The 19,270-nt window shown below is 67.0% G+C and carries 21 protein-coding genes; 11 read left to right on the top strand and 10 right to left on the bottom strand.

All coding sequences use genetic code 11. The annotated features are described in order from the left end of the window. Window positions 1-10: 10 nt before the first annotated feature. From N7607_RS21095 to N7607_RS21115, 5 genes are all read left to right on the top strand, one after another. Window positions 11-1,171: a GGDEF domain-containing protein gene (locus N7607_RS21095; protein ID WP_279868192.1), complete on the top strand. Its 1,161-nt coding sequence runs from the start codon at window positions 11-13 to the stop codon at window positions 1,169-1,171. A gap of 85 nt (window positions 1,172-1,256) precedes the next feature. After that, complete coding sequence (locus tag N7607_RS21100) at window positions 1,257-2,261, top strand: DUF2804 domain-containing protein (RefSeq protein ID WP_279868190.1); 1,005 nt, start codon at window positions 1,257-1,259, stop codon at window positions 2,259-2,261. Window positions 2,262-2,379: 118 nt separating this feature from the next. After that, entirely contained in the window at window positions 2,380-2,814 is a 435-nt protein-coding gene (locus tag N7607_RS21105; protein ID WP_192397500.1) for a MarR family transcriptional regulator, read from the top strand. Between the two features lie 254 nt (window positions 2,815-3,068). Continuing rightward, a complete protein-coding gene (locus tag N7607_RS21110; RefSeq protein ID WP_279868188.1) occupies window positions 3,069-5,135 on the top strand; it encodes a FimV/HubP family polar landmark protein in 2,067 nt (688 codons plus the stop codon). Window positions 5,136-5,229: 94 nt separating this feature from the next. After that, window positions 5,230-5,508, top strand: a complete 279-nt coding sequence (locus tag N7607_RS21115) for a SelT/SelW/SelH family protein (RefSeq protein WP_137971601.1) — start codon at window positions 5,230-5,232, stop codon at window positions 5,506-5,508. Between the two features lie 126 nt (window positions 5,509-5,634). Here N7607_RS21115 and N7607_RS21120 read toward each other — a convergent pair whose 3' ends face one another. The 3 genes from N7607_RS21120 to N7607_RS21130 form a co-directional block, all read right to left on the bottom strand. Continuing rightward, window positions 5,635-6,507: a DMT family transporter gene (locus N7607_RS21120; RefSeq protein WP_279868187.1), complete on the bottom strand. Its 873-nt coding sequence runs from the start codon at window positions 6,505-6,507 to the stop codon at window positions 5,635-5,637. Between the two features lie 58 nt (window positions 6,508-6,565). Continuing rightward, window positions 6,566-6,901 carry a tRNA-binding protein gene (locus N7607_RS21125; RefSeq protein WP_279868186.1) on the bottom strand — a complete coding sequence of 112 codons (336 nt, stop codon included), beginning with the start codon at window positions 6,899-6,901 and terminating at the stop codon, window positions 6,566-6,568. A 91-nt stretch (window positions 6,902-6,992) separates the two neighbouring features. Beyond that, a complete protein-coding gene (locus tag N7607_RS21130) occupies window positions 6,993-7,742 on the bottom strand; it encodes an AraC family transcriptional regulator (protein WP_279868185.1) in 750 nt (249 codons plus the stop codon). 133 nt (window positions 7,743-7,875) lie between these two features. Between N7607_RS21130 and N7607_RS21135 the strand changes: the two genes are divergently transcribed. From N7607_RS21135 to N7607_RS21145, 3 genes are all read left to right on the top strand, one after another. Continuing rightward, window positions 7,876-8,685, top strand: coding sequence for a UDP-2,3-diacylglucosamine diphosphatase (locus tag N7607_RS21135; protein ID WP_279868184.1), 810 nt, complete (start codon window positions 7,876-7,878; stop codon window positions 8,683-8,685). Next, window positions 8,682-9,719: a glycosyltransferase family 1 protein gene (locus N7607_RS21140; RefSeq protein ID WP_279868183.1), complete on the top strand. Its 1,038-nt coding sequence runs from the start codon at window positions 8,682-8,684 to the stop codon at window positions 9,717-9,719. The genes N7607_RS21135 and N7607_RS21140 overlap by 4 nt, the downstream gene beginning before the upstream one ends. Before the next feature lie 70 nt (window positions 9,720-9,789). Next, window positions 9,790-10,629: a class I SAM-dependent methyltransferase gene (locus N7607_RS21145; RefSeq protein ID WP_279868182.1), complete on the top strand. Its 840-nt coding sequence runs from the start codon at window positions 9,790-9,792 to the stop codon at window positions 10,627-10,629. Here N7607_RS21145 and N7607_RS21150 read toward each other — a convergent pair. The 3 genes from N7607_RS21150 to N7607_RS21160 all read right to left on the bottom strand — a co-directional run bounded on the left by N7607_RS21150 (window position 10,626) and on the right by N7607_RS21160 (window position 13,152). After that, entirely contained in the window at window positions 10,626-12,014 is a 1,389-nt protein-coding gene (locus tag N7607_RS21150; protein WP_279868181.1) for an adenylate/guanylate cyclase domain-containing protein, read from the bottom strand. The genes N7607_RS21145 and N7607_RS21150 overlap by 4 nt on opposite strands. Window positions 12,015-12,159: 145 nt before the next feature. Continuing rightward, entirely contained in the window at window positions 12,160-12,747 is a 588-nt protein-coding gene (locus N7607_RS21155) for an HD domain-containing protein (protein WP_279868179.1), read from the bottom strand. 87 nt (window positions 12,748-12,834) lie between these two features. Further along, window positions 12,835-13,152 carry an Mpo1-like protein gene (locus tag N7607_RS21160; protein WP_279868178.1) on the bottom strand — a complete coding sequence of 106 codons (318 nt, stop codon included), beginning with the start codon at window positions 13,150-13,152 and terminating at the stop codon, window positions 12,835-12,837. A gap of 128 nt (window positions 13,153-13,280) precedes the next feature. Between N7607_RS21160 and N7607_RS21165 the strand changes: the two genes are divergently transcribed. Next, entirely contained in the window at window positions 13,281-14,282 is a 1,002-nt protein-coding gene (locus N7607_RS21165; RefSeq protein WP_279868177.1) for an AraC family transcriptional regulator, read from the top strand. A gap of 164 nt (window positions 14,283-14,446) precedes the next feature. On the opposite strand, the gene N7607_RS21170 is transcribed toward N7607_RS21165, so the two are convergent. Then, window positions 14,447-15,901 (bottom strand): TrkH family potassium uptake protein, encoded by a 1,455-nt coding sequence (locus N7607_RS21170; RefSeq protein WP_279868176.1) that lies wholly within the window; start codon window positions 15,899-15,901, stop codon window positions 14,447-14,449. Between the two features lie 193 nt (window positions 15,902-16,094). On the opposite strand from N7607_RS21170, the gene N7607_RS21175 reads away from it, so the two are divergent. After that, window positions 16,095-16,442 carry a YkgJ family cysteine cluster protein gene (locus N7607_RS21175; RefSeq protein WP_192397487.1) on the top strand — a complete coding sequence of 116 codons (348 nt, stop codon included), beginning with the start codon at window positions 16,095-16,097 and terminating at the stop codon, window positions 16,440-16,442. Window positions 16,443-16,472: 30 nt separating this feature from the next. Further along, window positions 16,473-17,030, top strand: a complete 558-nt coding sequence (locus N7607_RS21180) for a nitroreductase family protein (RefSeq protein ID WP_279868174.1) — start codon at window positions 16,473-16,475, stop codon at window positions 17,028-17,030. 22 nt (window positions 17,031-17,052) lie between these two features. On the opposite strand, the gene N7607_RS21185 is transcribed toward N7607_RS21180, so the two are convergent. From N7607_RS21185 to N7607_RS21195, 3 genes are read right to left on the bottom strand one after another with little or no spacing between them, the layout of a single operon-like run. Then, entirely contained in the window at window positions 17,053-17,325 is a 273-nt protein-coding gene (locus N7607_RS21185; RefSeq protein WP_279868173.1) for a hypothetical protein, read from the bottom strand. Between the two features lie 37 nt (window positions 17,326-17,362). Continuing rightward, window positions 17,363-18,685 carry a HAMP domain-containing sensor histidine kinase gene (locus tag N7607_RS21190; protein WP_279868172.1) on the bottom strand — a complete coding sequence of 441 codons (1,323 nt, stop codon included), beginning with the start codon at window positions 18,683-18,685 and terminating at the stop codon, window positions 17,363-17,365. A gap of 57 nt (window positions 18,686-18,742) precedes the next feature. Next, window positions 18,743-19,186 (bottom strand): Spy/CpxP family protein refolding chaperone, encoded by a 444-nt coding sequence (locus N7607_RS21195; protein WP_279868171.1) that lies wholly within the window; start codon window positions 19,184-19,186, stop codon window positions 18,743-18,745. Between the last annotated feature and the right edge of the window lie 84 nt (window positions 19,187-19,270).

The following is a 19,270-nucleotide window of genomic DNA, read 5'->3' on the forward strand; positions in this document are numbered from 1 at the left end:
CAGACCCTAAGTGTCGCTGCATCCCGACTGGCTGGCCGATGTCCCGCCCAACCCCTATGCCGAGCAGCTGTCTCGCGGCTACCGCCTGTTGCATTTCGCTCCGGCCCTGGAGCGGGAGTATCGCACTTACATGCTGCGCGACACCCTGGAGCTGAAGCGGGTCGCGGTGGTCTATGCCTTGCTGGTGTGGCTGGCCTTCGCCGGGGTCGATATCTGGATGATCGAGGGGCCGCTGCTGGCGGCCCTGCTGGCCATCCGCGCAGGGGTGGCGCTGCTGTTGCTGGCCTGCGGACGGGTGATCCTCAGTCGTCGCCACCCGCAACTGGCGGCGCCCCTGGGCATCGCCTGCATCGGTGCCATGGGCTTTGGCGCGGCAGCCATCATCGCCCTGGGGCATGGCCAGGACCCGTCCTTCCCCTACGAGGGGCTGCTGCTGGTGTGTATCGCCGCCTACTTCCTGGTCGGCCTGCGCCTGATCGAGGCAGTCGTCACCTCGCTGCTGGTGCTGCTCGCCTATGGCCTGTTCGAATGGCTCGGCGGTCTGGCGCCGGAGCGCCTGTTCAACAATCTGCTGTTCCTGCTGGCCGGCAACCTGATCGGTGCGATCGGCTGCTACCAGCTGGAGCTGAAGTCGCGCGAGCACTTTCTGGTCAGCGGCCTGCTGCGCGTGCTGGCCGATCAGGACGGCCTGACCGGCCTGCACAATCGGCGCAGTTTCCACCGTGAGCTGGGCCGCCTGTGGCGCCAGGCACAGCGCGAAGAGCGTTGTCTGGCGCTGCTGCTGTGCGATGTCGACCACTTCAAGGCGTACAACGACCGCTACGGCCACCAGGCTGGCGACCGCGCCTTGCAGCAGGTCGGCGAGGCGCTGCTGCAGGCGGCCCGGCGCCCGCTGGACATGGCGGCGCGCTTGGGCGGCGAAGAGTTCGCCGTGCTGCTGTACGACATCTCGGCGAGTGAGGCCAGGCAGCGCGCCGAAACCCTGCGCCAGAGCCTGGAGGCCCGTGCCATCGAGCACGCCGGCTCGCAGACGGCGGCGGTGCTGACGCTCTCGGTCGGCGTGTGTTGCCTGCAGCCGGCGGCGGACCTGGCCATGGACAGCCTGTTCGAGCATGCCGACCGCGCCCTGTACGAGGCCAAGGCCTTCGGCCGCAACCAGGTGGTGACCTGAAGCGCCCCCCGCGCTGGCGCGAATCGTCCCTCGCAGCCTTCGGCGCGACTGCTAGCATCGGCGCTTTCCTCTGTCGGCAATCATCATGGAACGACTGATCCAGGCCAACGGCCAACCGCATTACGGCATCTTTCCGGCCGCGCCGGGACAGGTGAACTGGCGCGACTTCGACTTCCGCTCGCCCATGGGCCGTCGCCTCGGCACCCTGGCCAAGTGGCGACGCTTCCACCAGTTCCAGTACTTCGGCATCGTCAGCGACGAGCTGATCGGCGGCTGCGCGCTGGCCGATATCAGCCTGCTCACCGCCGGCTTCGTCTACCTGTTCCATCCGGCCAGCGGGCGCATGATCGAGCGTGAGTTCAAGCGGCCGCTGGGGCATGGCACTGCGTTCTCGCAGCAGCCCAACGACGGCGTCTGCGAGCTGCGCAGCGGCGCCAACCTGTTGCGTCTGGACAACCACGGCAGCGACAAGCACCTGCTGGTGGAGTTGGACGACGGCACGCGCATCGAGGCGAGCTTCTCCGAACAGCAGTTCGAGCCCATGTGCATCTGCACGCCGACGGCGGTAAATGGCTGGGTCTACGCACAGAAGGTCGCCGGCGTGCGTTGCCGGGGCAGCGTACGCAGCGAGCTGGGTGACTTCGACCTGCGGGCGCTGAACGCCTTCGCCCACCACGACTGGTCGGCCGGCTACATGCGCCCGGAGACCTTCTGGAACTGGGCCTGCCTGTCCGGCGAGGTGGCCGGCACGCGGGTGGGGCTGAACCTGTCCTGCGGGGTCAACGAGACCAGCTTCAGCGAGAACTGCTATTGGCTGGACGGTGCCATGATGCCAGTCGGCGGCGTGCACTTCCAATTCGACCGCGACGACCCGTTGCAGCCCTGGCGCATCGTTTCCGGCGATGGCCAGGTGGAGCTGAACTTCCGTGGCCATGGCCTGCACCGTGAGCAGTTGAACCTGGGCGTGCTGGCCAGCAACTTCAAGCAGGTATTCGGCTGCTTCCAGGGCACCCTGCGCCCGCCGGGCAGGGCGCCGCTGGTGATCGACAACCTGTGGGGCTTCGTCGAGGATCAGTATGTCAAATGGTGACAGCGGGCTTGGCGAAGACCGTTCCCGGAGTTATGGTTAGTTGACTAATAATTAGGTTTTTCTGCTGTCCACAGGATTCGGGGAGTGGGCGGCGGCAAGGACCAGTGAGAGTCTTCTTATGCACAACTTCGCGCACCACAGTTTCGGTATGCAACTGGCCCAGCTTTCTCGCGCCTGGCGCGCCGAGCTGGACCGACGTCTTTCCGGCCTCGGCCTGTCCCAGGCGCGCTGGCTGGTTCTTTTGCACCTGGCCCTGCTCAAGGAGGCGCCGACCCAGCGCGAGCTGGCGCAGACCGTGGGGGTGGAGGGGCCGACCCTGGCTCGCCTGCTCGACGGTCTGGAGTCCCAGGAGCTGGTGCGGCGCATCGCCGTGCCGGAAGACCGCCGGGCCAAGAAGGTGGTGCTCAGTGCCAAGGCGCGGCCGCTGATCGAGCAGATCGAGAGCATTGCCCTGCAGCTGCGCAAGGAGCTGTTCGCCGGCGTCAGCGAAGAAGAGCAGCGCCTGTGCCAGAGCGTTCACGCACGCATTCTGGGCAATCTGGAAAAGACCTGAGCCTCAGGTCTTCCGGCTACATCCAGCCTTCTCCCTATCGCGATTTAGCATAAGCGGCCATTGGCGTTTGTTTCGGTGCTTTCTTAAGCTGCCCTTATGCCCGCCAGTTCGGTACTCGCGTATCACCTCTCTGGGCGGGCTTGCCGGGCCGCAAGGGAGCGCCTGCCCGACAAGTGTTGAGCACACGCCAGACCCGCCGGGGATAACCATTACGCCCAGGGATATGCCGGTCTGGCCGTGTCGGGGAGGGGCCCATGGCTCGCATCCGTCACCTGCTGCTGACCCTCCTGTCGGGGTCTGCCTTCTACTCGGGCCTGGTGCCCGCGCTGGGGTTGGGTGAAATCACTCTGCATTCGGCGCTGAACCAGCCGCTGGACGCGCAAATCGAGCTGCTCGAAGTCGGCGACCTGAGCGCCGACGAGATCAAGGTCCGTCTGGCCAGCGTCGAAGATTTCAATCGTGCTGGCGTCGATCGCTTCTACTTTCTCAACGACCTGCGTTTCACCCCGGTACTGGGGGGCGGACGCAACCTGATCCGCGTGGCCTCCAGCAAGGCGGTGCGCGAGCCGTACCTGAATTTCATCATCGAGGTGGCACGCCCGGGGGGCAGCCTGCTGCGCGAGTACACGGTGCTGATCGACCCGCCGGGCTCGGCCGCTTTCAGCCCGCAGGCGAGTCTGGTGCCGCAGCCCCGGGAAGCTGCGGCTCCACCGGTGCGCCCGGCCGCGCCGCCACGCGCGATGCCGCTGGCCAGCCGTGGCGAGCGTTACCGGGTGCAGCCTGGCGACAGCCTGTGGAGCATCGCCGGGCGCCTGCAGGCCGGTGGCAGCGTCAGCAGCCGCGAAGCGCTGATGGCCGATCTGCATGCGCTCAATCCCGACGCGTTCAGCGGTGGTGATCGCAACCGCCTGCGTGCCGAGGCCGAGCTGCTGTTGCCGGATTCGGCGCTGGCCGCGCCAGTCGCTAATGATGCGCCGGTCGAACAGTCGATTGGGCAACCCATTGAGCAACCGGCTGCGGTAGCACCGCTCGCGGCCGAGCAGCACCAGGTAGATGCCGAGCTGGCCGGCGTCACCGCGCAGAACCAGGAGTTGCGCAGCGCCGTGGACGCTCTGCAGAGTCAGCTGGCCCAGCTGCAGGCGCAGATGGCCGAGAAAGATCGCCAGCTACAGCAGATTCGCGACGACCTGCAGCGGCGACAGTCGACGCCCGCGCCCGTGGCTATCGAGCCGCAGCCGGTGGCGCCACCTGTCAGCCCGCCCGCGCCGGCACCGGCCGAGCGCGACTGGGGTTGGGCGCTGTGGCTGGGCAGCGCCTTGCTGATCCTCATCCTGCTGGTCGGTGCCTGGCTGCTGGGCCGCCGGCGCCCGGTGCGCGAGCCCGAGCCGCAGTCCCGCCCGGTCGTTCCCGAGGCCACGCCGCAAGCGCGCAAGGTCGCTGCGCCGCCGCCTGAGCCAGTTCCGGAGCCGCAGCCACGGGTCGAAACGCAGATCGAGGACGACGAGGAGGTTTTCCAGCCTGCTGCAGTCGCTGCGCCGCCCGCGCAGCGCCTGCCCGCCAGTGCGGCCGATCCGCTGGAGGGCGCCAATATCTATATCGCCTATGGACGCTTCGCCGATGCCGGCAATGTCCTGCGCAAGGCGTTGATCCAGCATCCGGAGCGACTCGATCTGCGCCTGCGCCTGTTCGAGGTGTACGGCGAGTTGGGCGATGCCGCCGCTTTCTTCGAGCAGGAGCGTCAGCTGCGCGAGCTGGGCGCCAGTCAGGTCCAGGTTGACCAGATCCGTGCGCGCTACGCCGCGCTGCAGCGTCCGCAGCAGGATGTGCCGCTGGCCGACGCGGTGCTACAGCTGGACGAGCCGGAGCCGGTCGTGGTGGCCCCCGACGAGTTCCAGCTCAACCTCGATGACCTGTCGCTGGATGCCGACTGGGATCTGGTCAGCCCGTTCCGGCCCGAGCAGTCGGGGCGGGCGCGCGCCGCGCAGGAGCAGGCGCCCGATCCGCACTTCCGCTCCAACCTGCAGGAGCTGCCGGAAGTGCTGGAGATGGAGGTGCTGGAGTCCTTCGCCGAGCTGCCCCAGGAGCAGGTGCTGGATACCGACCTGGCGCCAGAGCCGACCGAGAAGTCCCAAGGGCCGCTGCACAGCGACCTGGATCACCTGGCCGGCGACCGCGAGCACCTGGTCAAGTTGAACCTGGCGCTGGCCTATATCGAGCAGGGCGACATCGGCAGCGCCTGCGACATCCTCAACGAAGTGATCAGCGAGGGTGACGAGGAAGAGCGCGAGCGTGCCCGGGAGTTGTTGGCGAAGATCGCATGATCAAGGGCGGGAAGGCCGACGCCGTGGCATGACCACGGCGTTGTCCTTTCTACGGCGCTATCATGGCGCCCCGATTCAGGCCAGGAGCCGCCGCATGACCAGCAAACCCGAGGTGGTGATCACCTACTGCACCCAGTGCCAATGGCTGTTGCGGGCCGCCTGGCTGGCCCAGGAGCTGCTCAGCACCTTCGCCGACGAGCTGGGCATGGTCAGCCTGCAGCCGGGCACCGGCGGAGTGTTCCGCATCGTCTGCGACGGCGTGCAGCTGTGGGAGCGCAAGGCCGATGGCGGCTTCCCCGAGGCCAAGGTGCTCAAGCAGCGCCTGCGCGACCTGATCGACCCCGAGCGCGACCTGGGTCATAACGACCGCTAGCCTGTTGCCAAGTCCGCGACGGAGCCGATTTGTAGGAGCGAGCTCTGCTCGCGAAGCCTCGCCCTGGGCGACTCGCGAGCAGAGGCTCGGCGCCTCCCTCGTTCCGACGTTGTAGTGCCTGAGGCCCTAACCGATATCCTCGACGCTGGCCGCATGCTTGCTCAGGCGCGCCGAGATCACCGTGGCCAGCAGGATCAGCGCACCGCCGAACAGCATGCGCACGCCGGGCTGCTCGTTGAACAGCCACCAGGCGAAGGCGATGCCGTAGACCGGCTCCAGGGCGAACACCACCGAGGCGCTGCGCGCATTGAGCACGCGCAGGCTGGCGACGAACAGGCTGTGTGCCAGTGCCGTGCACAGCAGGCCGAGCAGGCCGATCCACAGCCAGTCCAGCGCACGCACCTCGGGCAGCGCCGACCAGGCCAGCGGCAAGGTCACCAGCAGGATCGCCAGGTTCTGCCACAGGGCGGCCTGGGCCGGTTTCACCCCCACCGTGGTGGCGCGGTTGGACACCGAGACCAGGGCGAACAGCAGGCCGGAGAAGATCGCCCAGGCCAGGCCGATGGTGGCGTCGCTGCCCAGGTCGAAATGCGGGGTCACCAGCACCAGGCCAAGGCTGACCAACGCCACCACGCCCCATTCGGCCAGGCGCACCTTCTCGCGAAACAGCAACCCTTCCAGCAGCACGGTGAAGGCGGGGAAGCTGGCGAAGCCGAGGGTGGCCACCGCCACGCCCGAGACTTTCACCGCGATGAAGAACGCCCACCAGTGCCCGCCCAACAGCAGGCCGGCGCCGGCCAGGGCCAGACGCCGGCGCCAGCTGATGGCCGCCAGCGGCTCGCCCAGGCGGGCGAACACGCCGAGGGCGGCCACGGCGAACAGGGCGCGGCCGAACACGATCACCAGCGGCGCGGCCAGCGCCAGCTTGCCGAAGATGCCGGACAGGCCGAAGAACAGGGCGCCCAGGTGCAGGGCGAAGAGGGCAGTGCGGTGTTGCATGGGGATTCCGGATCAGTAGGGCGGGTGAAACCCGCGTGATGGATAGCGTGGGTACGGGTCAAGCGAGGCGCGCGCCGTTGGGCAATGGCTTGTCGAAACTGGCCAGCACTACCTTGCCGTCCTGATCGTAGACGCCGGTGACCAGCACTTCGGAGCGCACGCCGGCGATGCGCTTGGGTGCGAAGTTGCACACGCACAGCACCTGGCGGCCGATCAGTTCTGCCGCGCCATAGTGGGCAGTGAGCTGGGCGCTGGAGGTTTTCACGCCGAGTTCGCCCAGGTCCACTTCCAGCACGTAGGCCGGCTTGATCGCCTTGTCGTTGGGGTAGGCGTTGAGCAGGGTGCCGACGCGTAGCTCCACGCGTTCGAAGTCCTGCCATTCGATGGTCTGCATGACGACAACTCTCCTGATGATCGGCAGAGTCTAGGCGTGCAGCGCCCGACGATCTGTCGCAGGACTCGCGGGCTTTGTCGCGCGACTCGCGTCAGCGGTCGGCGCGCAGCTGCCGCGGGGTCAGGCCGAACTCGCGAACCAGCGCCGCGGTGAAGGCGCTCTGCGAGCCGTAGCCGACCCGCGCGGCGATCTCGCCCACTGGCAGGGGGCTGTGCAGCAGCCACCTCCGCCCCAGCTGCAGGCGCAGTGCGCGCACATGCTCCATCGGCGTGTGACCGGTTTCGGCGAGGAAACGCGCGTGAAAGCGCGCCGCCGACAGGCCGCACAGGCGCGCCAGGTCGGCCACCTGCAGCGGATGGGCGCAGTGGCGTTCGATATAGGCATCGATCCTGGCCAGCGGCAGGCCGGCCGTGAGCGGCGCGGGCGCGGCGGCGTTGCTCAGGCTGGCCAGGAGCAGGGCGGCGCCTTGCTGGCCGATGACCTCGTCGTTGATCGGGCTGGCGGCCAGCCAGTTGACCAGTTGGCCCTGGGCCGGGTCGAGCTGCAAACGACCGGGCCTGTCCAGCAGGCGGCGGCTGGCATCGGCGTGGTGGCCGAGGCGCTGCTGCAGCCAGCCATCCATCGGCACGTCCAGCACCAGGCACTGGCTGCCCAGGACGCTGGCGCAGGCGTGGTGGGCTCCCGGCGGCACCACGGCCAGGCTCAGGCTAGAAACCTGGCAGCCACGCCCGCCCACTTCGAAGTCCAGCTGGCCGCTGAGGCCGAATACCAGCTGGGCATGTTCGTGGCTGTGGGCGATCTGTTCGTGGTGGTAGTGGCGCAGGGAGAGCAGCTGGGGCATGGCGGGCTCCTGATCGAGCGGTCAGTGTACATGCCGGGACAGTTGCGCTGGTCGTCATGTAATGGTCATTTGCCTGTCATGGTCATTTCACCGCGGGCGCGCAATCTCGGCTAAACCCAGCCGGAGGCCGCCCATGAGCATCGCCGAGCGCAGCAAGCCCAGCCGCAAGCAGCACGTTCGCACCCTGTGGATTTCCGATGTTCACCTAGGCACCCGAGACTGTCAGGCCGAGCGCCTGGCCGGTTTCCTCAAGCGCTATCAGGCCGACCGCATCTACCTGGTCGGCGACATCATCGACGGCTGGAAACTGCGCGGCGGCATCTACTGGCCCCAGGCGCACACCAACGTGATCCGCCGCCTGCTGACCATGAGCAAGCGCGGCACCGAGGTGATCTACGTCACCGGCAACCACGACGAATTCCTGCGCCGCTACTCGACGCTGATGCTCGGCAATATCCAGCTGGTCGACGAGGCCATCCACGAGACCGCCGACGGCCGCCGCCTGCTGGTGATCCACGGTGACCAGTTCGACGTGATCACCCGCTACCACAAGTGGCTGGCCTTCCTCGGCGACTCGGCCTACGAGTTCACCCTGACCCTCAACCGCTGGCTCAACCACTGGCGCGAGCGCTGGGGCTACGGCTACTGGTCGCTGTCGGCGTTTCTCAAGCACAAGGTCAAGACGGCGGTGAACTTCATCAGCGACTTCGAGGAGTCCATCGCCCACGAGTGCGTCAAGCGCGGGCTGGATGGCGCCGTCTGTGGCCATATCCATCATGCCGAGATCCGTAAGGTCGGCGGCGTCGAGTACATGAACTGCGGCGATTGGGTGGAGTCCTGCACGGCGCTGATCGAGCACCTGGACGGCAGCATCCAGCTCTACCGCCTGGCCGATGAGCAGGCCCAGGCCGACGCGCTGGCGACCCTCGGGCAGGCGGCATGAGGATTCTCATCGTCAGCGATGCCTGGCATCCCCAGGTCAACGGCGTGGTCACCAGCCTGCAGGCGCTGGTCGGTGAGCTGCGCGGCCTGGGCCATCTGGTCAAGGTGCTGTCGCCGCAGGACTTCAACCACCTGCCGTGCCCGAGCTACCCGGAGATTCCGCTGGCCTGGGACCTGTGGCGGGTCGGCCCGGCCATCCGCGACTTCCGTCCGGACGGCGTGCACCTGGCCACCGAGGGCCCGCTGGGCTGGGCCGCGCGGCGCTGGCTGACGCGGCGAGGGCTGCTGTTCTCCAGCGCCATCCACACCCGCTTCCCCGAGTACGTGCATACCCGCTGGCCGTGGCTGCCGCTGAGCTGGGGCTATGCCTACCTGCGCCGCTTCCACCGGCCCAGCCAGGCGGTGCTGGTGAGCACCGAGCGCCTGCGCGAGGAGTTCGCCGCCCAGGGCATCGGCCGCCTGCGGCTGTGGCGCAAGGGTGTGGACGGCACGCGCTTACGCCCGCAGCTGCAGGCCCCGGCCGAACCGGTGTTTCTCTATGTAGGCCGCCTGGCGGCAGAGAAGAACCTGCGCGCCTTCCTCGACCTGGACCTGCCGGGCGAGAAATGCGTGGTCGGCGATGGCCCGGAACGGGCAGTGCTGGAGCACGACTACCCGCAGGCACGCTTCCTCGGCTTCCAGCAGGGCGAGGCGCTGGCGCACTCCTTCGCCGGCGCCAGCGTGCTGGTATTCCCCTCGCGCACCGACACTTACGGCCTGGTGATGCTCGAGGCGCTGGCCTGCGGTACGCCGGTGGCGGCCTTCCCGGTGGCCGGGCCGCTGGATGTGTTGGAGCAGGGCGTGACCGGGGTGATGGACGAGGACCTGGGCCAGGCCTGCCGGGCCGCGCTGCAGCTGGATCGGGCGGTGTGCGCCGAACTTGCCGCGCGCCAGTCCTGGCGTGCCTCGGCCCTGGAGTTCCTCGCCGCGCAGCCGCTGCTGGATGGCGAGCCCTGTGTTGAGCAGGACATCGTGGCGGGTTTGCCGACGACCTGACAGGGCTTGACCTCAAGTCGGCTTGAACCGGCAGAGTGCTCTCATCGACCGCCATGCGAAGGAGCACGATATGACCCTGCAAGCCTTGTTCGACGAACAGAGCCGACTGTGGAACGGCGCCGCCGGCCAGGCCTGGGTGCAATCCCAGGCACTGCTCGACGCGCTGTTCGCCCCCCTGGAAGCGCTGCTGCTCGACGGCCTGCTGGGCCATGAGCGGGTGCTGGATATCGGCTGCGGCACCGGCGCCACCACCCTGGCCGCGGCGCGCCGCCAGAACGCCGGTTGCGTCGGTGTCGATGTCTCCGCGCCGATGACGACCCTGGCGCAGGCGCGTGCCGAGCGCGAGGGCAGCCGGGCGCGGTTCGTCTGCGCCGACGCGCAGAGCCACGCCTTCGAACCCGCCAGTTTCGATCGGCTGATCTCGCGCTTCGGCGTGATGTTCTTTGCCGATCCCCAGGCCGCCTTCGCCAACCTGCGCCGGGCTGCCAGCGACACCGCGAAGCTGCGCCTGATCGTCTGGCGCAGCGCGGCGGAGAATCCCTTCATGACCCTGGCCGAGCGCACGGCCGCGCCCTGGTTGCCGGAGTTGCCGGTGCGTCGTCCGGGTGCACCGGGGCAGTTCGCCTTCGCCGAGGCGCTGCGGGTGCGTGAGCTGTTGACGGCTAGCGGCTGGGAGGGTGTGGAAATTCGCGCGCTGGACGTGCCGCTGAGCATGCCGGAGTCTGCGCTGGTGCCTTATCTGAGCCGGCTGGGGCCGGTCGGCATCGCGTTGCAGGAGTTGGAGGAGGGCGCCAGGGCGGATCTGATCGAGCGCCTGCGCGCGGCCTTTGCGCCTTTCGTGCGGGGTGAGCGGGTGGAGTTCACGGCGGCCTGCTGGCTGGTTGAAGCTCAGGCAGGCCGTTTCGCTTAGAGGATGACCTTGTCGCGCAGCTTCTCGGCGGCCTGGTTGAGCGCCTGGATGACCTTCTCCTTGTCGTAGTTCTGGATGCCGTTGGTATCCAAGTACATGGAGAAGCCCGGCAGCTCGTGTTCGACGTAGCTGGAGCGGGCGCCCAGGTCGCGGCGGAAGTCCACCACCTGGTAGATCTGCACCGGGCGGCTGAAGCCCTTGACCACGATCTGACCCTTGTCGCGGCACATGATCACGTCCTTGATCAGCGAGTAGGTCTCGTGGGAGATGAGAATCTCGCCGGCCTCCGAGGAGCTTTCCAGGCGGCTGGCCAGGTTCACTTCGCGGCCGATGATGGTGTAGTCCATGCGCGTGTCGGCGCCGAAGTTGCCCACGGTGCAGTAGCCGGTGTTGAGGCCCATGCGGATCTCCAGTGGCTTGGTGATGCCCTGGGCGCGCCATTGCTGGCGCAGCACCTTCATGTGCTTGCGCATGGCGATGGCCATGGACACGGCGTTTACCGCGTCCTTCTTGGCGCCCTGGCTGGAGGGGTCGCCGAAGAACACCAGCACGCTGTCGCCGACGAACTTGTCGATGGTGCCGCCGTACTTGAGGGCGATCTTCGACATTTCGTTGAGGTAGGTGTTGAGCAGGTCGGTGAGCTGCTCGGCTTCCAGTTCCTCGGCCAGTTCGCTGAAGCCCTTGATGTCGGAGAAGAACACGGTGAGCTTCTTGCGTTGGGTCTCCAGACGCACGTGCTTCTTGCCGCTGAAGATCATTTCCCAGACCTGCGGCGACAGGTACTTGGCCAGGTTGCGCGCCAGGCGCGCGGCCTTCTCCTGCTCGCGTTTGATCTCGATGCGCGCCTGGGTCAGGCGCATGCCCTGCTCGTGCACGAAGAAGGCGGTGATGCAGATGTACAGGGTGGTCAGCAGGATGCTGGTCATCGACACCAGGCTGGGGCTGGCGATATTGATTTCCGGATGGATCAGCGCGGTGTTCAGCGCCATGCTGCCCAGGGCGATGAGCAGGGCCAGGCCCATGTTGCGCAGGCCGCCGGCGATCAGCGAGCTGAACGCCAGGGTCAGCAGGAACATCAGCGTCGGCACGATCGAGAAGCCCATCAGTACGCCGGCGGCACCGGCATGGATGGCGTCGAGGAACAGCAGGACCAGGTTGGTCTGCTGCGGATAATCGCGCTTGAAACGGTTGCCCAGGTGATAGGCCAGGTGCGGGTAGAGCAGGGCGTACGGCACCATCCACAAGATGTTGTAGCCGAAGTGGTTGCCATAGGTACCGGCCGCGACGGCAGCAGCGGGGGCGATGTAGGCCAGTACCCGCGAGTAGTATTCGCGGAGCAACGGGGCAGGCTGCGCCCTGGGTGTTTCCTGGACGTTGGACTTCATGGATGGAGCGATCCCTGATGTTTTTCTGACGCTTCTGATGAGCGCCTGAACGGCTGCAAGACCTGAGCCAAGGCCATGGCGGGTAGGGGATCATAACCAGCTGCCATTCGCCGGCCAAGCGTGGCCGCCGAATGGCAGAATGCAATCACGCCGGCTGGCGCTCCATGGCGGCCTTGTACAGCGACTGTCTGGGCTGGGCGAACACCCGGCGCAGCATGGGCTCGAAGAACTCCAGCGGCAACACCTCGCCTTGCGGGTCGAAGGCGGCAGCATCGTAGCGGGCGCAGAACTCGATGGTCGCCTGGTACCGCGGGTGGTCTTTGAACTGCTCGCGCAGATGGCGATCCATGCCCAGGTGATGGAAGAAGTAGTAGCCCTGGAAGATGCCGTGCTTCTCGACCATCCAGTGGTTCTCGGCGCTAACGAACGGCTTGAGTATGGCCGCGGCGATGTCCGGGTGGTTGTAGGTGCCGAGGGTGTCGCCGATGTCGTGGAGCAGGGCGCAGACCACGTATTCCTCGTCGCGGCCGTCACGGTAGGCGAGGGTGGCGGTCTGTAGCGAGTGGCTCAGGCGGTCGATGGGGAAACCGCCGAAGTCGCCGTCGAGCAGGCGCAGGTGGCTGAGGATACGGTCGGGCAGCAACTGCGCGTACTGAGCGAAATCCTTGGCGATGATGGCCCAGTCGTCTGCCGTGCCGTCTTCCATATGGGTGAAGCGAGCGTGAGCGTTCATCCGGCTGTTCTCTTGTTGTTATGCAGGATCACGGTGGCGCGGCGGCGGGCACGGACTCGCCACCAGAGCGCTGGTGTTGCCGTCGGCTCAGAAGCGAATACGGCCGGTGAAGGCGTCCTTGAGCATCACCCAGTCGCCCATCAAGCTGTACAGCGGGTACTTGAAGGTGGCCGGCTTGTTCTTCTCGAACACGAAGTGGCCGACCCAGGCGAAGCCGTAGCCGGCGAAGGGCAGGGCCAGCAGCCACAGCCACTGCTGTGTGACGATGGCGTAGGCGAGGATGCTCAGCACTAGCAGACTGCCGACGTAGTGCAGGCGGCGGCACACATCGTTGCTGTGCTCCTGCAGGTAATAGGGGTAGAACTCGGCGAAGCTGTTGAAGCGGTCGGTGGTTTCGGCGCTCATGGCGTACCTCCTGTCATTGTCGACGCCAGTCTATGCGGACTGTCTTCCGCGGCCAGTGACATACAGGGCCAGTTTAGTATCCTCTTGGCGCCAGACCGACCGTGCCGACCAACTTATAAGAACAAACCATGAGCGAACGTACCACTTCCTCCAGCTGGGCTTCCGGGATCGTCCAGGCCCTGGAGCTGGGCGGCGTCGACTGCCGCGCGCTGTTCGTCCGCCTGGGGCTCGACTACGCGGCCCTGACCGACCCGGACGCACGCTTCCCGCAGGACGCCATGACCCGCCTCTGGCACCTGGCGGTGGAGGCATCCGGCAATTCGGCCATCGGCCTGAACATGGCCAAGGTGGTCAGGCCGGCGTCCTTCCATGTGGTGGGCTATGCGCTGATGTCCAGCCGCAACCTGCTGGAGGGCTTCAACCGCCTGGTGCGCTACCAGCGCATCATCGCCGAGGGATCGGACCTGTGCCTGCGCCCCTCGCCCGATGGCTACGAGTTGATCCAGGCGATCCACGGCGACCGTCTGCCGCCGGCGCGGCAGAGTTCCGAGGCGTCGCTGGCTTACTCCCTGGCCTTCTGCCGCTGGCTCACCGGCAAGCCGATCACGCCGCTGCTGGTCAGTTTCCAGGGGCCGGCGCCGGCCAATCTGGAGCTGTACCAGCAGGTGTTCCAGGCGCCCTTGAAGTTCAATGCCGAGCACTATTCGCTGCTCTACGCCCGCGCCGATCTGGAGACTCCGCTGCCCTCGGCCAACGAGGCACTGGCGCAACTGCACGACCGCTTCGCCGGCGAATACCTGGCGCGCTTCTCGGAGAGCCGGGTGACCCATCAGGTGCGCCAGGTGCTCTGTCGCCTGCTGCCCCAGGGCGAGCCCAAGCGCGAGGCGGTGGCCCAGGCGCTGCTGCTGTCCGAACGTACCCTGCAGCGGCGTTTGCAGGAGGAGGGCACCAGCTACCAGCAACTGCTCGACGACACCCGCCGCGAGCTGGCCGATCAATACCTGGCCCAACCCAATCTGACCCTGCTGGAAGTCGCCTACCTGCTCGGCTTCGCCGACCCCAGCAACTTCTTCCGCGCCTTCCGCCGCTGGTTCGATGCGACCCCGGGCGAGTACCGCGCGCGGCTGTGAGCTCTTGCCGGCAACTCGGTGTGCGCAGCGTGACAAAGCGTAGCGAGCGGCCTGCTGGCTAGGCGCCCCGCAGCGAAAGGCGAGACATAGCGTCTGCTAGGCGAGCCTTGAGCGAGGACGCAACGACGCCAGCGGGACGCGCAGTAGCTTTGCCACGCTGCGAGTCAGTGGCGCCAGAAGGCGGGGAGCAGCAGCACCAGTACTGTGAGGATTTCCAGCCTGCCCAGCAGCATGCCGGCGCTCAGCAGCCACTTGGCCGTGTCCGGCAGGCTGGAGAAGTTGCCGGCCGGGCCGATGATCGGCCCCATGCCCGGTCCCACGCCGGACACCGTGCTGGCCGCGCCGGACAGCGCGGTGATCCAGTCCAGCCCGCACAGGCTCAGGGCCAGCGCCAGGGCGGCGATGGTGATGGTGAAGAAGAACGAGAAGGCCAGGATCGAGCGCACGATGTCCTCGTCCAGGCGATGGCGGTTGTACTGTTGCTTGATCACCGCGCGCGGGTGCACCAGCTGCATCAGGTTGGCCTTGAGCAGGATGAAGGCGACCTGGAAGCGGAACACCTTCAAACCGCCGGCGGTGGAGCCGGAGCAGCCGCCGATGAAGCCCAGGTAGAAGAACAGCATGGTCGAGAAGCCGCCCCACAGGCTGTAGTCGCCGAGGGCGAAGCCGGTGGTGGTCATGATCGAGGTGGTGTTCACCGCCACGTGGCGTAGCGCCTCGAACCAGTGCAGTTGGGTGGTCAGGGTGTACCAGGTGGCCAGTACCAGCCAGCTGCCGAGCAGCACGAACATGAAGCCGCGCACCTGCTCGTCGCGGATCAGCGCCCGGTAGTTGCCGCGCAGGGTGGAGACGTACAGCACGAACGGCAGGCTGCCGAGAATCATCACCACCACTGCCACCCAGTGCACGGCCGGCTGCTGCCACTTGGCCAGGGAGGCGTCGGAGGTGGAGAAGCCGCCGGTGGAGATCGCCGACATGGCATGGTTGATGGCGTCGAACAGGTTCATCCCGGCCAGCCAGAAGCCCAGCACCGCCAGGGCGCTGAGGCCGACATAGGCCACCACCATGTACTTGGCCACCATGTGCGAGCGCGGCATGACCTTGTCCGAGCGGTCCGAGGATTCGGTCTGGAACAGGCGCATGCCGCCGATGCGCAGCATCGGCAGGATCGCCACGGCCATGGCGATGAAGCCGATGCCGCCCAGCCAGTGCAGCAGCGAGCGCCAGATCAGGATGCCCGGCGACATGCTGTCCAGCCCGGTGAAGATGGTGGCGCCAGTGGCGGTGATGCCGGACATGCTCTCGAAGTAGGCGTCGGTGAAGCTGGCGTGCTGGGTGAAGATGAACGGCAGGGTGGCGAAGATCGACACCAGCACCCAGCTCGACACGGTCAGCATGTACATGTCGCGCGGGCGCAGTTGGCCGTGTTGCGGGCGACCCTGGGCGATCATGGCGATGCCGGCGACGAAGGTGATCAGGCTGGACCAGAGAAAGGCGTTGATGCCCTGCGGCTGCTCGAACACCAGCAGGGTGCCGACGGGCACCAGCATGCTCACGGCCAGGGTGATCAGGAAAATGCCATTGATAAAGGCGAGGATGCGTAGGGTAGGCAGAGACATCGGGTTCCTTTCCGCGTGGTTGCCTTGAGTCTAGTGCGCCGGCAGTGCGGGAGCCGGCGAGGCTGCGGTGGGGCGCCATTCTACCTTGGCGCCATGCCCTGTAAATCCGCCGTGTGGGGCTTCACAGCGGCAAGCCGATTCATAGAATACGGCTCCATATCGCCGGCCATGCCCGGTTCATCGTGTTCTCGTCATGTCCGCCAATCATCCCTGCCTCGCCTGCGGCGCCTGCTGCGCCAACTTCCGCGTGTCCTTCTACTGGGGCGAATGCCAGTCCGCCGGCGGTACGGTGCCCGATCATCTGGTCGAGCAGATCGGTCCCTACCATGTGGCCATGCTCGGCACCACGGCCAAGCCGGTGCGCTGCATCGGCCTGCAGGGCGAGGTGGGCTGCGGCACCCGCTGCACGGTGTATGAGCAGCGCTCCAGCACCTGTCGCGAGTTCACCGCTAGTTGGGAAGATGGTCAGCACAATCCGCATTGCGATGCGGCGCGTGCCGCCTATGGCCTGCCGCCGCTGACGCCTGAACACTTCGGCTAGAATGCCCGCCTGCTTCCCTTGGAGATGGCCATGCAAGCCCTCGATCTGCTGCTCAACCGCGTATCCGTCGGCCGTCTGCTGGAGCCGGCGCCCGATGCCGCCCAGCGCGAGCTGATGTTCCGCGCCGCCCTGCGCGCACCGGACCATGGCCAGCTGCGGCCCTGGCGCTTCCTCACCGTCGAGGGCGATGCCCGCGTGCGCCTCGGCGAGCTGTTCGCCGCGGCCATGGCCAGTGATCCGGCCAACAAGGCCGAGGCACTGGACAAGGCTCGCGCCATGCCGCTGCGTGCGCCGCTGCTGATCGTGGTGATCGCGCGCCTCAGCGAGCATCCCAAGGTGCCGCAGGAAGAGCAGGTGCTGTCCGCCGGCTGCGCTGCCCACAGCCTGCTGCTGGCCGCCCAGGAACTGGGCTTCGGCGCCATCTGGCGCACCGGCGCCCTGGCTCACCACCCGCAGGTGCTGGCCGGGCTCGGCCTGCACGCCAGCGAGCGGATCGTCGGCTTCCTCTATGTCGGCAGCTTCGAGGGCGAGCGGCGCACGCCGCCGGCGCTGGAACCGGTGCAGTTCGTCAGCGTCTGGCAGGGTTAGCTCTTATTGTGTCTGCGGGCGACTATTGCAGCCTGGTGAGCGCCCAGTAGAACCCGAATACGCTGCATCCGGCATAGCCAATAACGCCTACCCAGTAGACAAGCGGTTGCTCGCTCAGCGAAAACCAGCCGCCTTGTCCGAAAACCTCACGCGTATAAAAGCTAAATAGAACGTCAATAGCCATGGCTAGCGCCATTGAATACGCTCCCCAGTAGTTCGAGTTCTGGCCCATCAATAGAGCCATGCCGGTCAACATTAGGGAAAAGAAAAGTAGTTTTCTGAAACCTCTGAGCATCCGTGTTCCTCGGGTATCGATTGGGTGGTGTGACCAGTCAGCAGCTTGTCGGCAACTCCAGGGTGGCGACAAAGCCGCCCTGTGGGTGATTGGCCAGCAACAGCCGCCCTTCATGGCGCTCCGCCGCACGGCGGGCGATGGCCAGGCCGAGGCCGTGACCCGGCGCGCTCTGTTGCGGGGCGCGGAAGAAGGGTTCGCCCAGGCGCTCGATGATCTCCGCCGGGGCGCCGGGGCCGTGATCGCGCACGGCGATGCGCAGTTGGCCATCCTGCTGACTCACCTCGATCTCGATCGGCTGTTCCGGCGGATTGAAGCGCAAGGCGTTGCGCAGCAGGTTGTCCAGCGCGCGGCCGAGCATGTCCGGCCAGCCCTGCAGGGCCAGCGGGCGGCTGTCCATGCGTACCTGCAGGCGCTGCTCGGGGGCGGCCAGGGCGGCATCTTCCAGCAGGCTGTCGAGCAACCCGCGCAGATCCACCGGCTGCGGTGTACCGGGGTCGGCATCCAGGCGGGCGAGGGCGAGGATCTCGGCGATCAGCGCCTCCAGCCGATCGCATTCCTGGGTCAGGCGGCCCCACAGCTGGTCGCGCTGGGCCGGCTCGGCGCGCTCGGTCAGGGCCAGGGCCACGCGCAAACGCGCGAGCGGCGAGCGCAGCTCGTGGGAGACGTCGCGCAGGAGCTGGCGCTGGCTGCCGATCAGGTCCTGCAGGCGCGAGCCCATGCGATTGAAGTCGCGGGCCAGCACGCCGAACTCGTCGCCGCGGTCGGCCAGGCGCGCCAGGCTGTTCTGCTGGTAAGCGGTCTGCCCCAGGTCATGCACCGCGCCGCGCAGGCGGCCGAGCGGGCGGGTGATGGACAGGGTCAGCATGAGACTGATGGCGGTCAGTACCACCAGGGCGATGGCCAGGGCGCTGAGCGGCCAGGACAGGCTCTCGCGATGCCAGGCCATCATCTCCGGGTGGGGAATGCGGTAGATGAACAGATAGGTCTCGCCCGTGGTCGGGCTGTGGTATTCCTCGGTGATGCGGCGCCAGGGCAAGCGCTTGGGATTGTCATGGCGCGCCTCGAAAGCCGCCGCGCGCGGCGGGAAGGTGCCGTAGACCAGGGCCTGGCCTTCCTCGTTGAGCACCTGGATGTTTACCCGGTAGCGCTGCTTGCGCTTTTCCAGAAACTGCTGGGCGGCTTGCGGGCCCTTGCGCTCGTAGATCTGGCTCCAGCGTTCGGCGACATCCTGCAGCGCCGGATGGCGGCCGAGCACCCAGGCGTCCTGGTCCAGCGCACGGCCCAGCAGCATGGAGAGGCCGGCGACCAAGGCGACGGCCAGCCAGAAGCTGGCGAAGATGCGCCAGAACAGTGAACGCATGGGAACTCCTCAAATGGCAAAAGCCCGGCTCAGGGAGCCGGGCCGGATAACGCCGGATTATTGGGCCTGCTTGTCCTTCTCGGCCTTCCAGGCCTCGAATTCGGCACGCTCGGCGCGGCGCTTGTCCATCTCCGCCTTGCGCGCGTCGAAGGTCTTCTGCTGCTCGGGCGTGAGGATGGCACGGAAGGCCTTGTCATGCTCCAGGCGGGCGGTTTCCAGTTCCTTCTTCAGCGCGTCCTGATCGGCCTGCGGCAGCTTGCTCAGGTACTTCTGGGTGATTTCGCGCGGATCGTTCTTGCGCTCGCGCATGAGCTTGCCCATCTGCTCGCGCTGCTCGGCGCTGAGGTCAAGGTCCTTGAGCATCCGCATGCCGTGACCGCGGTGCTCGCCGTGCATGGCCTTGTTGCAGTGCCCCGGTTCGCCGGGTGCGCCCTCGGGCATGGCCAGGGCGATGGTCGGCAGGCTGGCGGCCAGGAGCAGGGCGGTGAGGGTCTTGCGCATGATGTGTCTCCTTGTCTCGAAACCGGCGGGTTACCGGATGAGCCCAGTCTAGGGAGGGCAAGGTCAAGCGCGGTCAGTGGAGGG

Source organism: Pseudomonas sp. GD04019, from assembly GCF_029837695.1.
Lineage (GTDB): Bacteria > Pseudomonadota > Gammaproteobacteria > Pseudomonadales > Pseudomonadaceae > Aquipseudomonas.

Bases quoted from the DNA above. Each gene is read 5' to 3' on its own strand.
- N7607_RS21100 (WP_279868190.1), top strand. From the start codon at position 1,257: ATGGAACGACTGATCCAGGCCAACGGCCAACCGCATTACGGCATCTTT.
- N7607_RS21105 (WP_192397500.1), top strand. From the start codon at position 2,380: ATGCACAACTTCGCGCACCACAGTTTCGGTATGCAACTGGCCCAGCTT.
- N7607_RS21110 (WP_279868188.1), top strand. From the start codon at position 3,069: ATGGCTCGCATCCGTCACCTGCTGCTGACCCTCCTGTCGGGGTCTGCC.
- N7607_RS21115 (WP_137971601.1), top strand. From the start codon at position 5,230: ATGACCAGCAAACCCGAGGTGGTGATCACCTACTGCACCCAGTGCCAA.
- N7607_RS21120 (WP_279868187.1), bottom strand. From the start codon at position 6,507: ATGCAACACCGCACTGCCCTCTTCGCCCTGCACCTGGGCGCCCTGTTC.
- N7607_RS21125 (WP_279868186.1), bottom strand. From the start codon at position 6,901: ATGCAGACCATCGAATGGCAGGACTTCGAACGCGTGGAGCTACGCGTC.
- N7607_RS21130 (WP_279868185.1), bottom strand. From the start codon at position 7,742: ATGCCCCAGCTGCTCTCCCTGCGCCACTACCACCACGAACAGATCGCC.
- N7607_RS21135 (WP_279868184.1), top strand. From the start codon at position 7,876: ATGAGCATCGCCGAGCGCAGCAAGCCCAGCCGCAAGCAGCACGTTCGC.
- N7607_RS21140 (WP_279868183.1), top strand. From the start codon at position 8,682: ATGAGGATTCTCATCGTCAGCGATGCCTGGCATCCCCAGGTCAACGGC.
- N7607_RS21145 (WP_279868182.1), top strand. From the start codon at position 9,790: ATGACCCTGCAAGCCTTGTTCGACGAACAGAGCCGACTGTGGAACGGC.
- N7607_RS21150 (WP_279868181.1), bottom strand. From the start codon at position 12,014: ATGAAGTCCAACGTCCAGGAAACACCCAGGGCGCAGCCTGCCCCGTTG.
- N7607_RS21155 (WP_279868179.1), bottom strand. From the start codon at position 12,747: ATGAACGCTCACGCTCGCTTCACCCATATGGAAGACGGCACGGCAGAC.
- N7607_RS21160 (WP_279868178.1), bottom strand. From the start codon at position 13,152: ATGAGCGCCGAAACCACCGACCGCTTCAACAGCTTCGCCGAGTTCTAC.
- N7607_RS21165 (WP_279868177.1), top strand. From the start codon at position 13,281: ATGAGCGAACGTACCACTTCCTCCAGCTGGGCTTCCGGGATCGTCCAG.
- N7607_RS21170 (WP_279868176.1), bottom strand. From the start codon at position 15,901: ATGTCTCTGCCTACCCTACGCATCCTCGCCTTTATCAATGGCATTTTC.
- N7607_RS21175 (WP_192397487.1), top strand. From the start codon at position 16,095: ATGTCCGCCAATCATCCCTGCCTCGCCTGCGGCGCCTGCTGCGCCAAC.
- N7607_RS21180 (WP_279868174.1), top strand. From the start codon at position 16,473: ATGCAAGCCCTCGATCTGCTGCTCAACCGCGTATCCGTCGGCCGTCTG.
- N7607_RS21185 (WP_279868173.1), bottom strand. From the start codon at position 17,325: ATGCTCAGAGGTTTCAGAAAACTACTTTTCTTTTCCCTAATGTTGACC.
- N7607_RS21190 (WP_279868172.1), bottom strand. From the start codon at position 18,685: ATGCGTTCACTGTTCTGGCGCATCTTCGCCAGCTTCTGGCTGGCCGTC.
- N7607_RS21195 (WP_279868171.1), bottom strand. From the start codon at position 19,186: ATGCGCAAGACCCTCACCGCCCTGCTCCTGGCCGCCAGCCTGCCGACC.